This window comes from Halomonas sediminis (assembly GCF_044871105.1).
Taxonomy (GTDB): domain Bacteria; phylum Pseudomonadota; class Gammaproteobacteria; order Pseudomonadales; family Halomonadaceae; genus Vreelandella; species Vreelandella zhuhanensis.
This window is the reverse complement of sequence record NZ_CP085246.1, coordinates 2929484-2948948: the sequence shown is the minus strand read 5'-3', so window position 1 is coordinate 2948948 and position 19465 is coordinate 2929484. Positions and strand designations below refer to the sequence as shown.

The 19465-nt window shown below is 58.0% G+C and carries 13 protein-coding genes; 9 read left to right on the top strand and 4 right to left on the bottom strand.

Translation table 11 applies throughout. The features are described from left to right. Positions 1-227: 227 nt before the first annotated feature. The 6 genes from aceE to LG290_RS13875 all read left to right on the top strand — a co-directional run bounded on the left by aceE (position 228) and on the right by LG290_RS13875 (position 8543). Entirely contained in the window at positions 228-2900 is a 2673-nt protein-coding gene (gene aceE, locus LG290_RS13900) for a pyruvate dehydrogenase (acetyl-transferring), homodimeric type (protein WP_499835305.1), read from the top strand. A gap of 57 nt (positions 2901-2957) precedes the next feature. Next, positions 2958-4997, top strand: coding sequence for a dihydrolipoyllysine-residue acetyltransferase (aceF, locus tag LG290_RS13895; RefSeq protein ID WP_499835304.1), 2040 nt, complete (start codon positions 2958-2960; stop codon positions 4995-4997). A gap of 200 nt (positions 4998-5197) precedes the next feature. After that, the gene (gene adk, locus LG290_RS13890) at positions 5198-5854 is read left to right on the top strand and encodes an adenylate kinase (protein WP_160419101.1); all 657 of its coding nucleotides are present in this window, start codon (positions 5198-5200) and stop codon (positions 5852-5854) included. Between the two features lie 106 nt (positions 5855-5960). Continuing rightward, positions 5961-6659: a tRNA (adenosine(37)-N6)-threonylcarbamoyltransferase complex dimerization subunit type 1 TsaB gene (gene tsaB, locus LG290_RS13885; protein WP_499835303.1), complete on the top strand. Its 699-nt coding sequence runs from the start codon at positions 5961-5963 to the stop codon at positions 6657-6659. Next, positions 6656-7348 carry a class I SAM-dependent methyltransferase gene (locus tag LG290_RS13880; protein WP_499835302.1) on the top strand — a complete coding sequence of 231 codons (693 nt, stop codon included), beginning with the start codon at positions 6656-6658 and terminating at the stop codon, positions 7346-7348. The genes tsaB and LG290_RS13880 overlap by 4 nt, the downstream gene beginning before the upstream one ends. A gap of 55 nt (positions 7349-7403) precedes the next feature. Next, positions 7404-8543, top strand: a complete 1140-nt coding sequence (locus LG290_RS13875) for a phospholipase D-like domain-containing protein (RefSeq protein ID WP_499835301.1) — start codon at positions 7404-7406, stop codon at positions 8541-8543. On the opposite strand, the gene LG290_RS13870 is transcribed toward LG290_RS13875, so the two are convergent. Continuing rightward, on the bottom strand, positions 8540-9199 hold the full coding sequence (locus LG290_RS13870; RefSeq protein WP_499835300.1) for a YecA/YgfB family protein: 660 nt from the start codon (positions 9197-9199) through the stop codon (positions 8540-8542). The two genes, LG290_RS13875 and LG290_RS13870, sit on opposite strands and share 4 nt — an antisense overlap. Positions 9200-9243: 44 nt before the next feature. Here LG290_RS13870 and LG290_RS13865 point away from each other — a divergent pair, with 44 nt between their 5' ends. The 3 genes from LG290_RS13865 (at position 9244) to LG290_RS13855 (ending at position 12816) form a co-directional block, all read left to right on the top strand. Continuing rightward, positions 9244-9804 carry a SprT family zinc-dependent metalloprotease gene (locus tag LG290_RS13865; RefSeq protein WP_499835299.1) on the top strand — a complete coding sequence of 187 codons (561 nt, stop codon included), beginning with the start codon at positions 9244-9246 and terminating at the stop codon, positions 9802-9804. 190 nt (positions 9805-9994) lie between these two features. After that, on the top strand, positions 9995-11944 hold the full coding sequence (acs, locus tag LG290_RS13860; protein ID WP_499835298.1) for an acetate--CoA ligase: 1950 nt from the start codon (positions 9995-9997) through the stop codon (positions 11942-11944). Positions 11945-12153: 209 nt separating this feature from the next. After that, complete coding sequence (locus tag LG290_RS13855; RefSeq protein WP_160419106.1) at positions 12154-12816, top strand: response regulator; 663 nt, start codon at positions 12154-12156, stop codon at positions 12814-12816. Positions 12817-12844: 28 nt separating this feature from the next. On the opposite strand, the gene LG290_RS13850 is transcribed toward LG290_RS13855, so the two are convergent. From LG290_RS13850 to LG290_RS13840, 3 genes are all read right to left on the bottom strand, one after another. Beyond that, positions 12845-16792, bottom strand: a complete 3948-nt coding sequence (locus LG290_RS13850; protein ID WP_499835297.1) for a hybrid sensor histidine kinase/response regulator — start codon at positions 16790-16792, stop codon at positions 12845-12847. A 260-nt stretch (positions 16793-17052) separates the two neighbouring features. Next, on the bottom strand, positions 17053-17565 hold the full coding sequence (locus LG290_RS13845; RefSeq protein WP_499835296.1) for a hypothetical protein: 513 nt from the start codon (positions 17563-17565) through the stop codon (positions 17053-17055). Between the two features lie 99 nt (positions 17566-17664). Then, on the bottom strand, positions 17665-19461 hold the full coding sequence (locus LG290_RS13840) for a sodium:solute symporter family protein (protein ID WP_499835295.1): 1797 nt from the start codon (positions 19459-19461) through the stop codon (positions 17665-17667). Positions 19462-19465 lie beyond the last annotated feature (4 nt).

Sequence of the window (19465 nt, the reverse complement as noted above, 5' to 3'; positions counted from 1 at the left end):
TGCCTATACAAGGCGGTTATTTTTTAACATTTTTGTAGGTTTACTACATTTGAATTATGTAATTCGTTGAATATAGAGCCAAAATCTAATTCGGTGCTGTTGTTGCCTGTTAGGGTTGATGCACTGTACAACGATTTGTCATTGGTTCACGGCGCAAGCGTTGCTATCGCCGGCTGGCCCTGAGGTTGCGGGGCCCTTGTCATTTATCGTCATTCGGAGAGACCTCTATGAGTCTGGAGACAAGAGAAGATCTCGATCTGATCGAAACCACGGAATGGATGGATTCCCTGGAGTCGGTACTGGATCGTGAGGGTGAGGAACGTGCCCGCTACCTGATGACCCGCTTGGCGGACCGGCTACGCCGAGACGGGATGAAGGTACCCTTCTCAGTGACAACCCCGCACCGCAACACCATCCCGGTCCACCGCGAAGCGCCGATGCCGGGCGACCTGTTCATGGAGCGCCGGATTCGCTCGATCATCCGCTACAACGCCATCGCCCAGGTGATCCGCAACAACCGCGCCTGCCCCGGGGTGGGCGGTCACATCGCCAGCTTCATGTCGGCGGCGACCCTGTACGACGTGGGCTTCAACCACTTCTTCCGCGCCCCCAACGGCGACTTCGAAGGCGACCTGGTGTATATCCAGGGCCATGTGGCCCCGGGCATCTACGCCCGCGCCTTCCTCGAAGGCCGCCTGACCGAAGCGCAGATGGACAAGTTCCGCCAGGAAGTCGACGGCGACGGCCTGTCGTCCTACCCGCATCCCTGGCTGATGCCCGACTTCTGGCAGTTCCCCACGGTCTCCATGGGCCTGGGCCCGATCCAGGCGATCTACCAGGCCCACGTGATGAAGTACCTGCATTCGCGTGAAATGAAGGACATGCACGATCGCAAGATCTGGTGCTTCCTGGGCGACGGCGAGTGCGACGAGCCCGAATCGCTGGGCGCGATTTCCTTGGCCGGGCGCGAGAACCTCGACAACCTGATCTTCGTGGTCAACTGCAACCTCCAGCGCCTGGACGGCCCGGTGCGCGGTAACGGCCGGATCATGGACGAGCTGGAAGGAGTATTCCGCGGCGCCGGCTGGAACGTGGTCAAGGTCGTCTGGGGCCGCCACTGGGACCCTTTGTTCGAGAAGGACAAGAAAGGCATCCTGCAAAAGCGTATGGACGAAGCGGTCGACGGCGAGTACCAGAACTACAAGGCCAACGGCGGCGCCTACACCCGCGAGCACTTCTTCGGCAAGTACCCGGAAACCGCCGAGATGGTCAAGGATCTGTCCGACGAGGACATCTGGAAGCTCAACCGCGGTGGCCATGACCCCTTCAAGGTGTATGCGGCCTACCACGAAGCCACCCAGAACGCCGGCGGCAAGCCCACCGTGATACTGGCGCATACCGTCAAGGGCTACGGCATGGGCGGCGGTGATGGCGAAGCCGCCAACGAAGCCCACCAGATCAAGACCATGGAACACGAGGCGCTGAAGACCTTCCGCGACCGCTTCGGCATTCCGCTGTCCGACGACCAGCTCAAGGAGGTGCCCTACTACAAGCCTGAGGACGATTCCCCCGAGCTCAAGTACATGCACCTGCAGCGCGAACGCCTGGGCGGCTACCTGCCCAGCCGGCGCAGCGACTTCCAGGCGCTGGAGATTCCCGGGCTCGACCACAAGATCTTCGCCTCCCAGACCGGCGGCTCCAAGGACCGCGAAGTCTCCACCACCATGGCCTTCGTGCGCATCCTCAACGGCCTGGTCAAGGACAAGACCCTGGGCAAGCGCGTGGTGCCGATCATCCCCGATGAAGCGCGCACCTTCGGCATGGAAGGCATGTTCCGCCAGCTGGGCATCTACACCTCCGAAGGCCAGAAGTACGAGCCGGTGGACAAGGGCCAGATCATGTTCTACCGCGAGGACAAGCAAGGCCAGATCCTCGAGGAAGGCATTTCCGAGGCCGGCGCCATGTCCGCCTGGATCGCCGCCGCCACCTCCTACTCGAACAACAACGTCACCCTGCTGCCGTTCTACGTCTACTACTCCATGTTCGGCTTCCAGCGTATCGGCGATCTGGCCTGGGCCGCCGGGGACCTGCAGGCCCGTGGCTTCATGGTCGGCGGCACTGCCGGGCGCACCACGCTCAACGGCGAAGGCCTGCAGCACCAGGACGGTCACAGCCTGATCCAGGCCTCCACCATCCCCAACTGTAGAAGCTACGATCCCACCTACGCCCATGAGGTCGCAGTGATCGTCCAGGACGGCCTCAAGCGCATGTTCGCCGACAAGGAAAACTGCTTCTACTACCTCACGGTGATGAACGAGAACTACGCGCACCCCGAGCTCGAGACGATCCCCGCCGAGGACATTATCAAGGGCATGTACCTGCTACGCGAAACCCAGGGTGACAAGGGCCGCGTCCAGCTGCTGGGCTCCGGCACCATCCTGCGCGAAGTCGAAGCCGCCGCCGACCTTCTGGCCAACGACTGGGGCATCGGCGCCGATATCTGGAGTGTCACCAGCTTCAACGAGCTGCGCCGTGACGCCCTGACCGTCGACCGCCAGGCCTTCCTGCACCCCGACGAGGACCCGGCCACGCCGCACGTTACCCAGTGCCTGAGCGGGCGCGAGGGGCCTGTGATCGCCTCCACCGACTACATGAAGCTCTACGCCGACCAAGTACGCGCCTGGGTGCCCAGCGACTATACCGTGCTGGGGACCGATGGCTACGGGCGCTCCGACAGCCGCGAGAAGCTGCGCTACTTCTTTGAAGTGGACCGCCACTTCGTGGTGGTCGCCGCGCTCAAGGCCTTGGCGGATCGCGGCGAGATCAAACGCAAGCTGGTCGGGGACGCGATCAAGCAGTACGGCATCGACCCCGACAAGCCCAACCCGCTGACCAGCTGATCCGGTGCCCGGCGGGCCAGGCCCGCCGGCTCGACACGATTTGTAAGGAGCGCGACCTTGAGTAGCGAAATCATCAAAGTGCCCGACATCGGCGGCAGCGAGGATGTCGAAATCATCGAGATCGCGGTGGCCGAAGGCGACGTGATTGCCGCGGAAGACACCATGATCACCCTGGAATCCGACAAGGCCAGCATGGACGTGCCCGCTCCGAAAGGCGGCAAGGTCCTCAAGGTGCTGGTCCAGGAAGGCGATACGGTCTCGGAAGGCGACGAGATCCTCGAGCTCGAAGCCGAGGGGGGCGGCGAGGAAGAGGAAGATACCGCGCCAGCCGAGTCAGAGTCTGAGTCCGAGGCGAAGCCGTCATCGCAAGAGCCACCGGCACCGCAGGCGGCGGAGAAACCCGCCGCCCAAAAGGCCGCCAAGCCAGCCGGCGGCAAGCAGACCGTGGATATCACGGTGCCGGATCTCGGCGGCGACAGCGATGTCGAGATCATCGACGTGGCGGTGGCCGAAGGCGACGAGGTCAACGCCGAGGATACCTTGGTCACCTTGGAGTCCGACAAGGCCTCCATGGACATGCCCAGCCCGCATGACGGCACTATCGTCAGTTTGACGGTCAAGGAAGGCGACAGGGTCTCCGAAGGCGATGTCATCGGCCAGATGGAGATCTCCGGCGAGGGCGCCGCCGACGAGCAAGCGAGACCCGACGAGACCCAGGCGCCTGAGCCTGCTGAACCTGAAGAGGAAGCGGGCGAGGAAGCTGAACCTGAAGAAGAAGAGGGCAGCGGTGCGCCCGAACGCAAGGAAATTCGGGTGCCGGACCTGTCCGGCGCCACGGATGTGCCGATCATCGAGATCGGGGTGGCGGCCGGTGACGAGGTCAATGAGGAAGATCCGCTGATCACCCTGGAGTCCGACAAGGCCTCCATGGACGTGCCTAGCCCTTATAAGGGCACGATCGTCGAGCTCACCGTCAAGGAAGGCGACACGGTCTCCGAAGGTGACGTGATCGGCATCATGGAAGTGGCGGGGGCCAAGCCAGCCAAGAAGGCCAAGCCGCAGCCGGCCGAAAAGAGCGCCCCGGCACCCACGACCGACAAGAAACCCAGCAAGGCGGAAACACCCCCCGGCACTCCGAGCCCCGAAGCCCAGATGGCCGCGCACAAGCCGCGCGACGGCAAGCTGGTGCACGCCGGCCCCGCGGTGCGCATGCTGGCCCGCGAGCTGGGAGTCGACCTGGCATTGGTCAAACCCAGCGGCCCCAAGGAACGGGTGCTGAAGGAAGACGTGCAGAACTACGTCAAGCAGGCGATTGCCCGTCAGGCCAAGGCCGGTGCCGCCCCCGCCGCCACCGGTGGTGCGGGCATCCCGCCGATTCCCGAGGTCGACTTCAGCCAGTTTGGCGAGATCGAAGAAAAGCCCATGGGCCGGCTGCTCAAGATGGGCGCCACCAACCTGCATCGCAGCTGGCTGAACGTGCCCCACGTGACCCAATTCGACGAAGCCGACATCACCGAGCTCGAAGCGTTTCGCAAGGCGATGAAGGCCGAAGCGGAAGCCCAGGGCGCCAAGCTCACCCCGCTGCCGTTCATGGTCAAGGCCTGTGCCTTTGCGCTCAGGAAGTTCCCGCAGTTCAACGTCAGTCTGAAAGGCGATGGCGAGACGCTGGTGTGGAAGCACTACGTGCATATCGGCGTGGCGGTGGATACCCCGGCCGGGCTGATGGTGCCGGTGGTGCGCGATGCCGACAAGAAGTCGTTGATCGAGATCGCCAAGGACATGGCGGAGCTGGGCAAGAAGGCCCAGACCAAGAAGCTCAAGCGTGAGGAAATGACCGGCGGCTGTTTCACCATCTCAAGCCTGGGCTCGATTGGTGGCACGGCGTTCACCCCGATCGTCAATGCGCCGGAAGTGGCCATCCTCGGGGTGTCCAAGGCGTCAATGAAGCCGGTCTGGGACGGCGCCGCCTTCCAGCCGCGGCTGATGATGCCGCTGTCGTTGTCCTATGATCACAGGGCGATCAACGGGGCGGACGCGGCACGCTTCACCGCCTTCCTGGCGGAGGTGCTGAGCGATATCCGGCGATTGTTGCTGTAACAGAGTTGTTTAAAGTAACGCTACGTTAGCGGCGCCTTCGGGCGCCGTTTGCGTACCCGGTTCTCCCTTCAAACCGAATTTCCCGTCTAAACTTGATAAAAAAGGCGTGTCTCAGGCTTTTGGAGAGTTGTGCCACCCCGGCGCCACGGTTATTGTCGACGGTCTATTTTTTATATTTTTGTAATCCAAGGAGCAGTGCGATGCGTTTGATCCTGTTGGGCGCCCCGGGGGCTGGCAAGGGAACTCAAGCTCAGTTTATTTGCGAGCAGTTCAATATTCCGCAAATTTCTACCGGCGACATGCTGCGCGCCGCCGTGAAGGAAGGCAGTGAGCTGGGGCTCAAGGTCAAGGAAATCATGAACAGCGGTGGCCTGGTGTCCGATGACATCATCATCGATCTGGTCAAGGAACGTATCAGCCAACCGGATTGCGAAAATGGTTTCCTGCTGGATGGCTTCCCGCGCACCATTCCTCAGGCGCAAGCCATGAAAGACGCCGGCGTGAAGATCGATCACGTCCTGGAAATTGCGGTTCCCGATGAGGAAATTGTCAGCCGTCTGGCAGGTCGCCGTGTCCACCCTGCCTCTGGGCGCGTCTATCACGTTGAGCACAATCCGCCCAAGGAGCCAGGCAAGGATGATGTGACCGGCGAAGCCTTGATTCAACGCGAAGATGATCAGGAATCCACCGTGCGTCATCGTCTGGCGGTCTATCATGACCAAACGGCTCCGCTGGTCGACTATTACAAGCAGTGGGCCAAGGAAGATCCGCAGGTGGCCCCCGAGTATCATCGTGTGGAAGGCACTGGTAGCGTTGACGAGATTACCCGTCAGGTGCTTGAAGCACTTAAAGACTGACTCTCGCTTGCCCAGCATTACAGATGGCCCGCCTCGTGCGGGCCATCGTCGTTATGGTTCAAGCCACGTATAATCATGTTTCATTCTGCGTTGGGTGGTTTTCGCCATGTCATCAGTGTTGCTTGCCTTGGATGCCTCTTCGAGTGCTTGTTCGGTTGCCTTGCTTCGGCGGGATGCCGAAAAGCAGGAATGCATCAGTCGCTTTGAGCTGACGCCCCGTGCCCATACCCGTCGTTTGATGCCGATGGTGAATGAGGTCCTGGCCGAGGCCGGCATTACTCCAAGCGAATTGGATGCGGTTGCCTATGGTCGTGGTCCAGGCTCTTTCACCGGCTTGCGAATTGCAGCGGGTGCAGCTCAGGGATTGGCGTTCGGTCTGGAACGGCCGCTGCTGGGCGTATCCACCTTGGAGGCATTGGCACTGGGTGTCCACCGTCGCTATCACTTTCGCTATCTAGTCACTGCCCTGGATGCGCGGATGGGCGAGATTTACGTGGCTGCCTGGCACTGTGCCGATGGCGTCACCACGCTTTTGCAGCAAGAAGCCGTCCTGGCCCCGCAAGCCTTGCGTTTGCCCGCAAAGGAAACTGACTGGGTAGGGGTGGGATCGGGATGGGCATTATGGGAACAAATGCCCGCCCAGGTTCAAGCCGGCTTGAGCCAGACCCTCGAGAACATCGAGGCCAGTGCCGAAGACATGGTGGTGTTGGCTGCTCGGGATCTTGATGCTGGCCTGGGGCGTGATCCCCATGAGGTTCAGCCCGTCTACCTGCGTAATGAAGTCGCCTGGAAAAAACCAGCATGAGCCTGCCCGGCGGGTGGGTCTTGCGCCATCAATCAGATGGTTTGGTGCTGGCCGGCGATGAACGTCTGTATGGCAAACCTCTACGCGTGGACTTTGTGCAAGGACGCGCGGCTCATCGGCGTCGCTTTGGCGGGGGTCGCGGCCAGTTGGTCGCCAAGGCCTGCGGTTTGAGCAAGGGGGTAACGCCGAATGTGGTCGATGCCACTGCGGGTCTGGGGCGCGATGCTTTCGTATTGGCGAGCCTGGGTGCCGAGGTGCTATTGATCGAACGTGTCGACGCCATTGCCGCCTTGCTTGAGGATGGCCTGATGCGTGCTGCCGGTGATCCAGAAATTGCCGCGATAATAGCGCGTATGCGGTTGATCAAGGGGGATGCCGTGAGTGAGCTAGAGGCATTGGTCGCTGAAACGGCGTTTTCGCCTCAAGTCATTCATCTTGACCCCATGTTTCCTCATCGGGAAAAGTCCGCCCTGGTCAAAAAGGAAATGCGCCTGTTTCGTGAGCTAGCTGGCGATGATCCTGATGCATCGCGCTTGCTGGAAGCGGCGCTGGATGTGGCGACCCATCGGGTGGTGGTCAAGCGGCCACGCAAGGCGCCGCCTATCGAGGGTCCAGCGCCACAGCATAGTGTGGAGGGTAAAACCAGTCGGTATGATTTGTATGTTCACCGGGCTTTGACCCAGCGCTGATACTTGACAGGCTGAGCTACAAACGCCTGGGAAAGAAGACCAAGGATGCGACGGGATGCATGAAGGAAGCGACTTGAAAAGTGTGTGGCAAGAGGGCAATCAGTTTACGCTATTGCCCGAGGCTTCTCGGTTTTTGCCCGCCATGTTCAAGGCAGTGGCGCAAGCGCAGGATTACATACTGATCGAACTCTACTTGATGGCGTCCGGTAAGCTTGCCACTCGTGTCTGCAATGCACTGATAGCCGCGGCCGAGCGCGGCGTGACGGTTCTTCTATTGCTGGATGGTTACGGCGCCATGGGCCTTTCCAATGAAGACCGAAACCGCTTGGAGGCGGGCGGTGTGGCACTGCGTCTTTTCAATCCGCTGGGGTTTCATTCCCTGGCGCGTAACCTGAGCCGTGATCACCGTAAAATCGTGGTTGTCGATGGCAAGGTGGCATTTACCGGTGGGTTCGGGGCCGTGGATGAATTCCTTCAAGCCTGGTACGAAATTGCCATCCGTATTCAAGGACCGGTAGTGAACGACTGGGAGCGGCTGTTCCGCCAGTTATGGGATTCCAGGCTGACGCGCGGTAAGGGAAAGACGTGGCTGGTACGCAAGCTTCCGGATACGTCTACGTTGCGGCAAGGCGAGGAAGGCATGCGCGGCCGGGTGATCTGGGGGCGGGGTTACCGTTATCAGGCCATCCGCCACTCATTGTACCAACGTGTTTCCTCTTCCCGGCAACGGCTGTGGCTATGTACGCCTTATTTCGTGCCCACCTTTACCTTGCGCCTGCGGCTGACTCGAGCGGCGCGCCGTGGGGTGGATGTACGCTTGTTGCTGCCGGGGAGCAAGCACGACCACCCTGGCGTGCGCTATGCCGGTCAGCGGTTCTATCAGCGTATGCTCAAGGCGGGTGTGCGAATTTTTGAATTTCAGCCTACCTTCATTCATGCAAAATTTGTGCTGGTGGACGATTGGGTCAGCTTGGGTTCCTGCAATTTCGATCACTGGAATCTGCACTGGAACTTGGAAGCCAATCAGGAAATCGAAGATCGATATCTAGCGGATGAGGTGGGCGAATTGTTCAAGCGCAATTTCGCTGCCAGTGCAGAAGTGAATGCCGGTGAATGGGCGAAACGTCCCTATCCGCAACGCATCAAGGAATGGCTGTATGGCACGCTGGACAGTTTGCTGGCTCGGTTGCGTTAACGTCTTTTGCCCGGCGCCGGTGCCTTTTTGCGCGGTTTGGGCTTGGCGGTTTCCGGCGGCACCCGGTAGTGCAGGTAAATATCCAGTACCAGTTCGGGTAGCTGAACCACCAGCGCTTCCAGACGCTGAGTATCGGCAGAGAGCTCTGCCATGTCCGGTTCGTCATTGAACAGCCCAGAGAGCAGCATGAACGGCAGAAGTAGCGTTGCCGTGGTCTCTTCGTTATCGTCGAACCAGGCAGTTTCATCGAGGAAAACGCCTTCCATGAAACCGGCACACCAGTCGCCTATAGGCGTGTCTTCCGGTGCGGCTCCCTCGAGGATCAGGTCGAAAGGTAGCTCCGGCAGCCCGCCTTGTTCGAGCACGTCCACGGCGTTATCGCGCAGCAGGGTGAGCAGCGCGAAAATATCCTGGCGCTGAGCGTCGCTGGTGAAGGTCGGCTCGCCCTGAAAAAGCTCCGCCATCCATTCAGTGAAAGGGGTTTCCCGCGGAGCGACGGCGAGAGCGACAAGAAAGCCATGAGCTGAAATCAAATCCAGCGCATCGGGGTCGACATGCTCGGAATCGAGAAATTCATCCAGCCGTTCAAGTTGCTCATCGTCAAGCAGCGGTTGAGGAGAGGGTGTCTCCGCATGAGGGGAGGAGTGATCTGCCATGGGAACCTCATCATTACGTGAATCAAAGGGCACAGTTTAGCATTATGATGACACCGGTATTGCCTTCGCCGTGCAGCAAACGACTAGGATCACTTGATTCGAGCGCCTTGGCACAGGCCGTGGATGTGCGGGTGGCCGAAGCGTGGCAGTTGTGCCGGGAAGTGCATCCCGATTTACCGCGACCGGGAGTATGGCTGGATCTGCGTGGGGCCGGGGCGGGTCAAGCGAATATGAAACGCGGCGGACTGCGTTTTAATCGACTACTCTTGGAAGATAATCGTCTGGCTTTCTTTGAGGAAGTGATTCCCCATGAAATGGTCCACTGGTTGGTATTTCACCTGGAAAATGGTCCCCGGCTGAAACCTCATGGGCGTGAATGGAAAACCGTCATGCGAGAATTATTCGGTTTGGTGCCTCGGGTAACCCACCGCTTCGATACGCGGCGCGTGCGTTCGACCCCGTTTCGCTATCGCTGTGGTTGCCGGGAGCATGCCCTGACGCGCCGCCGACATACCTTCGTCCTGCAAGGAGGATACTACCGGTGCCGTTTTTGTGCCGAGACCTTGGTCTATCATGCGGAAGATAGGCCCAAAGGGCATATATAAGTCTTTGTTATATAAATAAAAATAGCTAATACCAATGTCTAAAGGGAAGCCCGCCAAGGGAGGTTTATGCTAAGAGAGTTATATGGCGTCGATAGAGTTAATAATAACCTGGTCGACAACATTCCCCTTAGTGAATGCATTTCACGGAATTGTTTCCGTGAACACATTCCTACGGACTAGAGGCAATTTCATGAGCGAACAGCAGAACGTCTATCCGGTGCGCGACGATTTCGCCGCCAATGCCTGGGCCGACCAAGAAAAGTATCAGGCCATGTACCAGCAATCGGTGGACGATCCTGAAGGCTTCTGGGCCGACCAGGCCGAGCGTATTAACTGGATCAAAAAACCCAAAAAAATCAAGCACACTTCTTTCGATATCAATAACGTAGATATTCGCTGGTTTGAAGACGGCACTCTCAACGTCAGCGCCAACTGCCTGGATCGCCATCTTGAAGCGCGCGGCGACCAGCCAGCGATCATCTGGGAGGGGGATGACCCCAACGACTCCGAGACGATCACCTACCGTCAGCTGCATGAGCGTACCTGCAAGCTTGCCAATGCGCTCAAGGAAATGGGTGTCGCCAAGGGTGACGTGGTCACGCTTTACATGCCGATGATTCCGGAAGCCGCCGTCGCCATGCTGGCCTGTGCACGTATCGGCGCCATTCACTCCGTGGTTTTCGGTGGTTTCTCCCCGGACGCCGTGGCCCAGCGTGTCATCGGTGCTGACTCCAAACTGGTGATTACTGCCGATGAATCCGTGCGTGGCGGTAAGCACGTGCCGCTCAAGGATAACGTCGATGCCGCCCTGACGCGTCCCGGTACCGAAGTCTGCACGAAGGTATTGGTGGTCAAGCGTACCGGGGGCGATGTCGAGTGGAAAGACGGCCGTGACGTCTGGTATCAGGATGCCGTGGACCATCAGTCCACCGACTGTGCGGCGGAAGAAATGGGCGCCGAAGACCCGCTGTTCATCCTTTACACGTCCGGCTCCACCGGTGCCCCCAAGGGACTGAAGCATACCTCCGGGGGTTATCTGACATATGCCGCGATGACGCATCAGTATGTCTTCGATTACAAGGAAGGCGAGGTTTACTGGTGTACCGCCGATGTGGGCTGGGTCACGGGGCATAGCTATATTATTTATGGACCGCTCGCCAACGGTGGCATCACCCTGATGTTCGAAGGGGTGCCGAGCTATCCGACTCACGGCCGCATGGGCGAGATCGTCGATAAGCACAAGGTTTCCATCCTTTATACTGCTCCCACGGCAGTACGTGCCTTGATGGCGCATGGCGACAACGTCATGGATTCCAGCACCCGTGAAAGTCTGCGTTTGCTAGGATCGGTAGGCGAGCCGATCAACCCGGAAGCCTGGGAGTGGTTCTACCGGGTTATCGGTAATGAAAAATGCCCTATCGTGGATACCTGGTGGCAGACGGAAACCGGTGGCATCATGATTGCTCCCTTGCCAGGCGCAATTGACCTCAAGCCGGGCTCTGCGACCATGCCTTTCTTCGGGGTGGTGCCGGCCCTTGTTGATAACGAAGGCAATGAGCTCCAAGGCGCGACCGACGGTAATCTGGTGATCATGGATTCCTGGCCGGGTCAGGCGCGTTCGATCTGGAATGATCATGAGCGCTTCGTTCAGACCTATTTTTCGACCTACAAAGGCATGTACTTCACCGGTGACGGTGCCCGCCGTGACGAAGATGGCTACTACTGGATCACTGGGCGTGTTGACGACGTGCTCAACGTCTCCGGCCACCGTATGGGTACCGCCGAGATTGAATCTTCCTTGGTGGCCCATGAAGCCGTTGCCGAGGCTGCCGTGGTTGGCTTCCCGCATGATATCAAGGGTCAGGGTATCTATATCTACGTTACCTTGAACGATAATGCCGAACCTACCGACGAACTCAAGAAAGAGTTGATCAAGTGGGTACGTAAGGACATCGGGCCTATTGCCTCACCGGATATCATTCAGTGGGCGCCGGGTCTGCCCAAAACGCGCTCAGGCAAGATCATGCGTCGCATCCTTCGCAAGATCGCTGCAAATGAATGTGAGGGCCTAGGAGATACCAGTACTCTGGCGGATCCTTCTGTCGTGGATGACTTGATCGAGCATCGCGCTATCAAATAATTGCGCCAAATCAAATAGCCAAATCAAAGATAAGCGATGCCAATGAACAATGCCGGCCCTTTGGGCCGGCATTGTTGTATAAAAATGATACATTCTTCGTGCAGTGCTTGGGCATCAGGAAGTCCATGCGGTACCATGCTCCCATCCAATGAGCCTAGCCTCGTGGCGGCAGGTAGTGACCCGCTGCGCAAGGAACCGGAGGAATATCCATGGCCTTTGCCCATAAGTTTATTGTCGCCGACGATCACCCGCTTTTTCGTGCGGCCCTGACTCAGGCGTTGCGCCAATTGGCACCACAAGCAGAAATCGTGGAAGCCGACACCATGCAAGCGACCAACGAAGTGGTCAAGCGCCACCCCGATGCGGACTTGATCCTTCTGGACTTACACATGCCCGGCGCTCATGGTTTTTCCGGGTTGATCCAGTTACGCGGCCAGATGCCCGATATCCCGGTAGCAGTAGTATCGGGTAGTGATGAACCTTATGTGGTAAGACGTGCCATCGATTATGGCGCTTCCGGCTTCATCCCCAAATCATCTTCGCTTGCCCTGATTGCTGAAGCAGTGGGAGAAATTCTCGAAGGTGAAGTATGGCTGCCGGAAGCCTTGGCCAATGTCATGGAAGGCAACAATGAGGATGAAACGCGCTTTGCCGAAGCCATTGCCTCGTTGACGCCTCAGCAGTTTCGTGTTCTCAACATGTTGACGGAAGGCTTGCTTAACAAGCAAATTGCCTACGAACTGAGTGTTTCCGAAGCCACGATCAAGGCGCATGTAACGGCTATCTTACGCAAGCTGGGAGTGCATTCACGCACCCAGGCGGTGATTGCCGCCCAGAAGCTTGAAGTCGACCCCCCCAAGGTTCAGTCCTGAGCTAACCTTGTCTTTTGCAGCGAATCGACTAGTCGCTGTGAGGGGCACGGCTGGCCTGCAAGGTGCGGGTCAGCAGGGCACGTAGCGCAGCGGGGCGCACTGGCTTGAGCAATAGCTGATAACCACTGCGTCTGATTTCTTCCGCCACGGCTTCGGTTCTATCGGCAGTGATCACGACTCCCGGTACTTCCCCTTCCAGGCGTTCACTCAACACTTCCAGCGCCATCAGCCCCGTGACTTCATTGTCCAGATGATAATCCACCAAAATCGCATCGGGTTCTCCGTTCATGTTGCGCAGTATCGATTTCGCTCCTCCGATGGTGGTTGCGGTAAACACCTCGCATCCCCATCCCGATAGCATGGCGACCATGCCTTCCAGAATTAATGTCTCGTTGTCGATACATACAAGGCGAATGCCGGCAAGCTTGTTGCTGCCGCGACGCTGTTGAAACTCGATATTTTCGGTGGGTCGCTCTCTGGCGGCTACTCGCGGAACGCTCACGGCAAAGACGGTACCCACCCCTTCCTGAGAAAGCACCTTGATCGGATGATCGAGTACGCGACTCATTCGGTCGGCTATCGACAGCCCGAGCCCCAATCCTTTCTCGCTTTCCTTGTGGCGTGATACCTGGTCCAGTCGGCGAAACTCCTGGAAGATCTCCGATAATTTGGACTGAGGAATGCCCGGGCCACTGTCCCAGACTTCTATCCATAACCGGTCGCCCCTGCGTCGGCATCCCAGTAATACGCGGCCGTCTTGAGTATAGCGAAGGGCATTGGAAAGAAAGTTCTGCACGATGCGTCTGAGCATCTGGGGGTCGCTGTCCACCCATTGCCGAGTGGGAACCACCATCAGATCCAGGCCGCGCTCATCGGCCATGACTTCGAATTCGGCGCGCAAGGGACGGAAGATATCAGCCAAGGCAAAGTGACTGCGTCGCGGTGTCAGGGCGCCGGCATCGAGCTTGGAAATGTCCAGCAAGGTGCCGAGTAGCTCTTCGGCAGCCTGCAAGGAATTATCAATATGGCCGATGGTACGCTGGGTGTCTTCGGCTTTCACATTCTGCAGCAAGGCTGAGGTGAAAAGACGCGCGGCATTGAGAGGCTGCAAGAGGTCATGGCTTGCCGCCGCCAGAAAGCGCGTCTTGGAGGCGTTGGCATCTTCCGCGAGCCGCTTGGCCTGGCGTAGCGCCAGCTCCGCTTCTGCACGTACGCGGTTTTCCTGGCGCAGGGCGGCGTTGGCTTCCGATAACGCCTGGGTACGCTCACGTACCCGTTCTTCTAAGGTTTCGTTGGTTTCTTTAAGCGCGATCTCAGCCTGGCGGCGTTCGGTAATGTCCTGGTAGAGGGCAAAGAAGCCCAGGATGGCATTGCTGTCACCGAAGTGCGGCGTGTAGGTCACCAGCATGTAACGCATGGCATCACTGACCTTGAGCGAGACTTCGAAGTTGACTCGCTCACCAGCCAGGGCGCGTGCCACCCAAGGTACCCGTTCTTCGGCATGTCTGGCCGGAAGTACCTCTTCATAGCGTTTGCCGATGACCGCATTACGGTCGATGCCGAAGGCCTGCTCATAAGCGCGGTTGGTGAAGAGGTAGCGACACTCCTTGTCGAAATAGGCAATGAGGGCCGGCACGTTGTCGGTATAGATGCGGATGTTGTTCTCGGAGCGAATCAACGCCTCTTCAATGCGCTTTTGCTGAGTAATATCCTGATAGGTATACACGAACCCGCCGCCGGGCATAGGATTGCCCTGAACTTCCAGCACGCTGCCATCCTGGCGGTAGCGCACATAGCGATGCGGTTGGCCGTCACGAATGTTGTCGAGCAGCAATTGGACGTGTTCTTCCGGGTCGCCAGGACCGTATTCACCGTTATGGGCGTTATAGCGAAAGATCCTGTCGATAGGCGCGCCCACGCGAATCAAGTGATCTGGGAAGCGGAACAGCTCCAGATAGCGCTGGTTCCACACCACCAGTTTTAGGTTTTGGTCCACCACACTGATGCCTTGGTTGATGTTTTCGATGGTGGCTTGAAGAAGGGCGCGGTTGAATTCCAGTACTTGCGAGGCTTCATCGACAATCGAGATAACATCCGAAATGCCGATACCCCGGCCTTGGAGCGCCGAGTTGACCACGATGCGCGCCGAGGAGGCGCCAAGCACCGATGCCAGAAAGCGCTCGGTAAACTGAATGATGTCGATCGAAGCACGCGTGCTGTTATCCAAGGGTTTGCCACTGCGCCGGGCGTAGTTCTCGAAGGCTCTGTCGACTTGGCCTGCTCCGAGAAAACGTTCACAGAGTACTTTCAAGTCGCCCACCGTGGTGGCGCCCGTCCAGGGACGATTGACCGAGGTCTGACGAGTTTCAACACTATCGACGAACAGCGAAGCCTGAATGCGTTCTACCACGCGTTGCGAGGTAACTTGCGAAATAAATATATAAAAGAATAAGTTGAGTCCCAACGACAGCATGACCCCATGGGTGAAACTGTCGCCCAGGTTGAGTCCGAACAATGACACGGGTGATAGCCAGTTCAGCCCCAATGGTCCACCGTCCAGCCATTCCATCGGTAGCACCCCAGCACTGATCATTGCCGGGAGTAACAGGCTGTAGGCCCAGATGGCAAAACCCACGTTCATCCCCACGATAACCCCGAGCCGGTTACCGCGTTTCCAGTAAAGCCCGCCGATTACCGCTGGAGCGAACTGTGCCGCAGCGGCAAAAGACAGCATGCCGATCGATGCCAGTGAGGAGAACTCGGCAATCAAATGGTAGAAGCCGTAGGCCATGGCGAGGACGGCGATGATGGTAAGGCGCCGTGCTCGCAACACCATACGGCCATAATCGCGGGCCTTGGTATCAAACCAACGCATACGGAACAGGGCGGGGATCACGATTTCATTGGAGATCATGATGGAGACGGCTACCGCCGCAACAATGACCATGCCAGTGGCGGCGGAAAAGCCACCGATGAAGGTAAGTAACGTCAGCCATTGCTGGTTGGAGGCCATAGACAGGGCCAGGACGTAGGAGTCGGCTTCCACCCCAGTGCCGGAAAACAGCATCAGGCCGGCGGCGGCCAAAGGCACTACGAAGAAGGCAATGGCAATCAGGTAGAGCGGAAATAGCCAGCGCGCCTTGGTGGCGTCATCTGGATGAATGTTTTCCACTACTGCTACATGGAATTGGCGGGGCAGACAAAGGATCGCCAGCATGGCCAAGAGCGTTTGCGCCCAGAAACTTTGCCCGAAGTCCTGGCGAGCGAGCTGGCGCTGTAGCTCAAGTTGGCTTTCGGCATGGCTCATTAGCTCGCCCAAGCCGTCAAACATCACCCAGGTGACATAGGCACCCAGGGTGAGAAATGCCACCAGTTTGATCAATGACTCGAAGGCGACCGCATGGATTAGACCTTCATGATGTTCGGTTGCATCGGTGTGGCGGGTGCCGAATAGAATGGCAAACACGGCCATGACGATGGCAATGTAAAAGGCCGTGTCCCCGAATAGCGGGGTATGGGTGATATCAGTGGCATCAGTCAGTACGGTAAACGATGTGGAAACGGCTTTCAGCTGCAAGGCGATGTAAGGCAGGGTACCGACGAGGGCGATCAGGCTGGCAAAGGCGGCCAAGGATTGTGTCTTGCCATAACGCGAAGCGATGAAATCGGCGATCGAGGTGACGTTCTGGTGTTTGGCCACCCGGATCATCTTGGCCAGAATCGGCCAGAAAAGCAGGAAGGTCAGTATCGGTCCGACAAAGATGCTGGCAAATGACCAGCCCGCCGTAGCGGCTTGCCCAACCGCGCCATAAAACGTCCAGGAGGTACAGTAAATGGCCAGTGCCAAGCTGTAGATGATCGGACGCCGCCGGCTGGCGCCATGCATGCGTGCGCGACGGTCACCGTACCAGGCGATAGTGAACAACACGGCAATGTAGAACAAGGAAATAATTACCAGCAGCCAGCCGTGGAACATGCATCTCTCCGTCAATAGAGCTAACAATAGGTGCCTGGCAAATACGATTACCGAAATAGCGCCTGGAAGTGCTGGAAAACCCGGGCCAAGCGATAGGCAGCAGGGCAAAACGCCGATTCTACGTTAATACCGCTTAGGGGGGCAGTCGTGAGGCGGGAAGTTTGTAATGGCGAAATAACCTGAGTGAGTCCAGTCCACCGAGCGGTTTCCGGGCGCTACTCAGGCATTGAAAATTTGACACAGGTCGCTTGAAAGAAATGTCAGGTGTTGCATAACGCTTGGTAGAGAGGGGCTGAGGCTTTTAGCTGACGCATCTCGGTGGTGCGGGGCTGACGCTGTTCCCCTCCGAGGGGCACGAGGTCGCGGGTGGTGCAATTGAGTAGATAAGCCTGCGTAGTTACCCGGTCCATATGCAGTTTTTCAAAGTGGTAGAGAATGAATTCGATAAGTTGTTGATCATTAGCCTCACTTTTCACCATGTTGTCCTGATCCACGACCCTGAAGGCGATGGTCATCGGAAAGAAATACGTCCATGGGCGCCAGAAGGCTTCGCCTCTTTCGCTGCTGATTATCTGTGCTGATTCAGGCAGCTGGCTTTGCTTGTGGCTGAACCAGGAATACTCGTGGTTGATTTGATAAGCCAGCATGCCCAGCCCGGCACAGACCGGAACGATCCAGCTGGGTAGCCATTTGCGAGTGACAACCCGCAAGAACAAGCCCACTCCGGCGGCTGCTAAACCGGCAAATACTGCCGCAACTAAATGCCATAACATAATTCAACCTTCCTCAAAGCAATCGGGCTCCCCCAGGGGAAGCCCGATTTCATTTTGATTCCACAGCTCAGAGAGGCTGCATCCGGAATCGATTATGGCTTAATGGTCGACTGCCATGCCAGCCCCTTTTGGAGAGCGAACGCTTTCCACTAGGTCCTGGATAGCTTGCGGAGGTTCTTCAGTGGCACTGGATACCGCGAAGGCAACCGCGAAGTTGATCATTGCACCCACCGCGCCGAAGGACAGCGGCGAAACGCCAAATATCCAGTTTTCCGCGGTGTTGGGCAGCATGTTGGTGCCGGGAATGAAGAACCAGCCCAAGTAGGTGAAGATATACAGCAGGGTGCAGAGCAGACCAGCCAGCATGCCGGCAATCGCGCCTTTGCTGTTCATGCGCTTGGAGAAGATACCCATCATCAGCGCCGGGAACAGCGAAGCACCAGCGATGCCGAAGGCAAGCGCCACCGTCTGAGCCGCAAACCCGGGAGGGTTAAGACCGAGATAGGTTGCCAGCAAGATGGCCCCGCCCATGGAGATGCGCGCAGCCAGCATTTCGCCTTTTTCGGAGATCTTCGGGTTGATCATGGTCTTGATCAAGTCATGACTGATGGCCGAGGAAATGGCCAGCAACAGACCCGCGGCGGTAGACAGTGCCGCTGCAATACCACCGGCGGCGATCAGACCGATAACCCAAGGCGGCAGGTTGGCAATTTCCGGGTTGGCGAGTACCAGAATGTCGTTGTTGACATTCAGTTCGCTGCCTTCCCATCCACGCGCTTCCGCTGTATCGGCAAAGTCTTCATTGCCATCGTTGTAAAGCTGGACGCGGCCATCATTGTTGAGGTCGTTGAAGGTGATCAGGCCCGTCTCTTCCCAGGTTCTGATCCATTCGGGACGCTCTTCGTAGACCAGGGCGTTATCCATGGCCTCTTCGTAGTTTTCCACCTGACCTGCAGCTTGTGGGTAAACGGTTGTCATCAGGTTCAGGCGTGCCATGGAGGCGACAGCCGGGGCCGTCAGGTAGAGCAGGGCGATGAACACCAATGCCCAGCCCGCGGACCAACGTGCGTCAGCCACCTTGGGAACGGTGAAGAAGCGGATGATGACGTGAGGCAGACCAGCGGTACCTACCATCAGTGACAGGGTGAACAGAACCATGTTCAGCTTGTTGTCGACATCAGCCGTGTAGTCCCGGAACCCAAGCTCATTGAGTACTGTGTTCAGCTTCGTCAGCAGCGGCAAGCCGGACTCGGTATGAGTGCTGAACATGCCGAACATGGGAATGGGATTGCCGGTCAACTGCATGGCAATGAACACTGCCGGGATGGTGTAGGCAATGATCAGTACCACGTACTGCGCCACCTGGGTGTAGGTGATGCCTTTCATGCCACCGAATACGGCATACAGGAACACGATGAAGGCGGCGATCCAGATGCCCCAGGTGTTGCTGACTTCCAGAAAGCGCGAGAAGGCCACGCCGGCACCGGTCATCTGACCGATAACGTAGGTGACCGATGCCACTACCAGGCAGATTACCGCCACCAGACGTGCGGTGTTGCTGTAGAAGCGATCGCCGATGAAGTCGGGCACGGTGAATTTGCCGAACTTGCGCAAGTAAGGTGCCAGCAACATGGCCAGGATGACATAGCCGCCGGTCCAGCCCATTAAAAACGATGAGTTAGCATAGCCGCCGGACGCCAGCAGACCTGCCATGGAGATAAAGGAAGCGGCCGACATCCAGTCGGCTGCCGTCGCCATGCCGTTAGTGATCGGGTGTACCCCACCCCCTGCAACATAGAAGTCCTTGGTCGAGCCGGCACGCGCCCATACAGCGATGCCTATGTATAGGGCAAATGATGCCCCAACGAACAAAAGATTGATTGCAAATTGACTCATGCTG